Genomic DNA, 3887 nt, shown 5'->3' with positions numbered 1-3887 from the left:
CGGTCGGCCGCTGGCCGGCGCGGTGGCTGGGGGTCGCAGGGGTGCGGCGGCCGGGGTGGGTGCCCGCTTGCGCCGGTGCTGTCACGCGCGCGGATCGGGCGGCTGGGTGGCGATGGCCGTGGCCGCAAATTCGTGGGATGAGCTCGGTGCGGCGGCGCTGTGGGTGCTGGTGAGTGCGAGGTTGCCCGGACTTCGAGGCGTGAGGCGAAAAGCCAGGTCAGGACTTCACGAGGCGTGCGATGGCGTCGCTCGCTTCGCGGACCTTGACTTCCGCTTCCCGGCCGCCGGCGCGGGCCGCGTCCACCACGCAGCTCGACAGATGCTCGTCGAGCAGTTCGAGCGAGAACGACTGCAGCGCCTTCGTCGCGGCGGAGACCTGCGTCAGGATGTCGATGCAGTACTTGTCCTCTTCGACCATCCGCTGCAGCCCGCGGATCTGGCCCTCGATCCGGCGCAGTCGCTTGAGGTAGGCGTCCTTGTCTCCGCTGTAGCTCGCCATGTCCGCCTCCGCTCTCGAAAAACTCCCGCCATCATACCCGCTCCCCGTATCCGCACCCTTGCGTCCGATGGGGCCGTCTGTTCATCTGTTTACCTGAACAGGTGATGGAGGTTATCCCGTGAGTGATCGGACTCCGCTCGGCAGGCGGGAACGGATGTCGGTGGCGGGCATGGTCGGCGTCATCCTCGCGCTCAACCTCGCCGGTTGGGGGGTCCTGCTCCTGCTGGTCGTGCCGCAGCACTTCGAGATCGGCGCGTCCGGGGTGTTCGGCGTCGGTCTCGGCGTCACGGCCTTCACCCTCGGCATGCGGCACGCGTTCGACGCCGACCACATCGCGGCGATCGACAACACCACCCGCAAGCTCATCGCCGACGGGCAGCGGCCGCTCACCGTCGGTTTCTGGTTCTCCCTCGGGCATTCCACGATCGTGTTCGGGTTGTGCCTGCTCTTGTCACTCGGCGTGCGCGCGCTCGCCGGGGAGGTCGAGGACGACTCCTCCACGCTGCACGACGTCACCGGCGTGATCGGCCTGTCCGTGTCCGGCACGTTCCTGTGCCTGCTCGGCGTCATCAACCTGGTCGTGCTGGTCGGCATCCTCCGCGTCGCCCGCGACATGCGCCGCGGGCAGTTCGACGAGGCCGAACTCGAAGCGAAGCTCGCCAGCCGCGGCCTGCTCAACCGCATCCTCGGCAAGGCCACCGCCGCCGTGCGCAAACCGTGGCACATCTACCCGGTAGGGGTACTGTTCGGCCTCGGGTTCGACACCGCCACTGAGGTCGGCCTGCTGGTCCTGGCCGGCGGCGCGGCGGCGTTCGCCCTGCCCTGGTACGCCGTCCTCGTGCTGCCGATCCTGTTCGCGGCAGGCATGACCCTGTTCGACGCCGCCGACGGCTACTTCATGAACTACGCCTACGGCTGGGCCTTCGCGCGGCCGGTGCGCAAGATCTTCTACAACATCACCGTGACCGCCCTCTCCGTCGTGGTCGCCCTGGTCATCGGCGTGATCGAGCTGATCTCCGTGCTCGTCGACCAGGCGGGGATCACGAGCGGCCTGCTGGCCTGGATCGCCGAAATAAACCTCGACCACGCGGGGTTCGTGATCGTGGGTTTGTTCGTCCTGACCTGGGTAGTCGCCTGGTCGGTGTGGCGCTTCGGCCGCATCGAGGAACGCTGGGTTACGCCCGGTACGGGTAGGGGGTATAGTCCGGAACATGACTGAGACCGTCTACACCGTCACCGGGATGACCTGCCAGCACTGCGTCGCCTCCGTCACCGAGGAGGTCACGAAGATCGAGGGCGTCCAGGACGTCAAGGTCGATCTGCCGACCGGTTCGGTCACCGTGGTGAGCGCCGCCGAGCTGAGCGATGACGCGATCCGCGCTGCCATCGACGAGGCCGGGTACGAGCTCGCCTCCCGGTGACGCGATGACCGCCGCCCCCGAGCGCGCCGAGGTCGAACTGGCCATCGGCGGCATGACCTGCGCTTCGTGCGCGAACCGGATCGAGCGCAAGCTGAACAAGCTCGACGGGGTCACCGCCACGGTCAACTACGCCACCGAGAAGGCGAAGGTCAGCTTCCCGTCGGGCGTGGACCCGCAGAAGCTGGTCGACACGGTCGTGGCCGCCGGGTACTCGGCCACGCTGCCGCAACCGGCCGGGGACGAGGAAGACCACGTCACCGGCCTGCGGGACCGCGTGCTCGCGGCGGCGGTCCTGTCGCTGCCGGTGGTCGTGCTGGCGATGGTCCCGGCCTGGCAGGTCGACTACTGGCAGTGGATCTCCCTCGCGCTGGCCACGCCGGTCGTGTTCGGCGCCGGCCTGCCGTTCCACGTGGCGGCGTGGACGAACCTCAAGCACCGCGCCGCGACGATGGACACGCTGATCTCGGTCGGCACCCTCGCGGCCTACCTGTGGTCGGTGTACGCGCTGGTGTTCACCGACGCCGGCGAGATCGGGCTGCGGCACCCGTTCGAGCTCACCATCGAGCGCAGCAGCGAAAGCCGCATCTACCTCGAAGTGGCCACGGCGGTGACCACGTTCATCCTGGCCGGGCGCTACTTCGAGGCCCGTGCGAAGCGCCGCGCCGGCGCCGCCCTGCGTGCGCTGCTCGAGCTGGGGGCCAAGGACGTCGCGGTGCTGCGGGACGGCGCCGAGGTGCGGATCCCGGCGTCGCAGCTGGTCGTGGGGGACCGGTTCGTGGTCCGGCCGGGCGAGAAGATCGCCACCGACGGCGAGGTCGAGGAGGGCTCGTCGGCGGTCGACGTGAGCATGCTGACCGGCGAGTCGGTGCCGGTCGAGGTCGGTCGGGGCGACGCGGTCGTCGGCGCCACCGTCAACGCGGGCGGGCGGCTCGTCGTGCGCGCCACCCGCGTCGGCTCGGACACGCAGCTCGCGCAGATGGCGAAGCTCGTCGAGGAGGCGCAGACCGGGAAGGCGCAGGTCCAGCGCCTGGCCGACCGCGTGTCCGGGATCTTCGTGCCGATCGTGCTGGTGCTCGCGCTGGGCACCCTGGTCACCTGGCTCGCGCTCGGCGAGCCCACCACCTCGGCCTTCACCGCGGCGGTCGCGGTGCTGATCATCGCCTGCCCGTGCGCGCTCGGGCTCGCCACGCCGACCGCACTGCTGGTCGGCACCGGCCGGGGCGCGCAGCTCGGGATCCTCATCAAGGGCCCGGAGGCGCTGGAGTCGACCCGCCGGATCGACACGGTCGTGCTGGACAAGACCGGCACGGTCACCACCGGCCGCATGTCGCTGGTCGACGTGCGGGTCGCCGACGGCGAGGACCGCGACGAGCTGCTGCGGATGGCCGGCTCGCTGGAGCACGCGTCCGAGCACCCGGTCGCCAAGGCCATCGCCGCGGCCGTGGACGAGCACGCGCCCGTCGAGGAGTTCCGCAACGTCGAGGGCCTCGGCGTGCAGGGTGTGGTCGACGGCCGCGCGGTCGTGGTCGGGCGCGCCGCGCTGCTCGCCGACTGGGGCCTGCACCTGCCGGACGCGCTCGCGCGGGCCAAGACCGAGGCGGAGGAGCTGGGCCGCACGGTCGTCGCGGCGGGCTGGGACGGCCGGGTGCGCGGCCTGCTGGTGGTGGCCGACACGGTCAAGCCCACGTCCGCCGAAGCGGTGCGCCGGCTCACGGCGCTGGGGCTGCGGCCGGTCCTGCTCACCGGGGACAACGAGACCGTCGCGAAGGCGGTGGCCCGCGAGGTCGGCATCACCGAGGTGATCGCCGAGGTGCTGCCCGCCGACAAGGTCGACGCGGTGAAACGCCTGCAGGACAAGGGGAACCGGGTCGCGATGGTCGGCGACGGCGTCAACGACGCGGCCGCGCTCGCGCAGGCCGACCTCGGCCTGGCGATGGGCACCGGCACCGACGTCGCGATCGAGGCGA

At 70.9% G+C, this 3887-nt stretch carries 4 protein-coding genes; 3 read left to right on the top strand and 1 reads right to left on the bottom strand.

The features are described from left to right. Positions 1-217: 217 nt before the first annotated feature. On the bottom strand, positions 218-499 hold the full coding sequence (locus L2C96_RS43980) for a metal-sensitive transcriptional regulator (protein WP_017986268.1): 282 nt from the start codon (positions 497-499) through the stop codon (positions 218-220). 154 nt (positions 500-653) lie between these two features. Between L2C96_RS43980 and nicT the strand changes: the two genes are divergently transcribed. The 3 genes from nicT to L2C96_RS43965 form a co-directional block, all read left to right on the top strand. Continuing rightward, complete coding sequence (nicT, locus tag L2C96_RS43975) at positions 654-1718, top strand: Nickel transporter NicT (protein WP_020416535.1); 1065 nt, start codon at positions 654-656, stop codon at positions 1716-1718. Continuing rightward, positions 1711-1920: a heavy-metal-associated domain-containing protein gene (locus L2C96_RS43970; protein ID WP_017986270.1), complete on the top strand. Its 210-nt coding sequence runs from the start codon at positions 1711-1713 to the stop codon at positions 1918-1920. Before nicT ends, L2C96_RS43970 begins: the two co-directional genes overlap by 8 nt. 4 nt (positions 1921-1924) lie before the next feature. After that, a partial coding sequence (locus tag L2C96_RS43965) for a heavy metal translocating P-type ATPase (RefSeq protein ID WP_237340305.1) occupies positions 1925-3887 on the top strand: 1963 nt, incomplete at its 3' end.

This window comes from Amycolatopsis tucumanensis, assembly GCF_021654135.1.
In the GTDB taxonomy this organism is placed as follows: domain Bacteria; phylum Actinomycetota; class Actinomycetes; order Mycobacteriales; family Pseudonocardiaceae; genus Amycolatopsis_E; species Amycolatopsis_E tucumanensis.
The sequence above is the reverse complement of the archived record's forward strand: the minus strand, read 5'-3'. Positions and strand labels throughout refer to the sequence as shown.

What these genes read in the sequence shown, in the direction of transcription:
- nicT (WP_020416535.1), top strand. Translation starts at nt 654, where the DNA reads ATGTCGGTGGCGGGCATGGTCGGCGTCATCCTCGCGCTCAACCTCGCC.
- L2C96_RS43980 (WP_017986268.1), bottom strand. Translation starts at nt 499, where the DNA reads ATGGCGAGCTACAGCGGAGACAAGGACGCCTACCTCAAGCGACTGCGC.
- L2C96_RS43970 (WP_017986270.1), top strand. Translation starts at nt 1,711, where the DNA reads ATGACTGAGACCGTCTACACCGTCACCGGGATGACCTGCCAGCACTGC.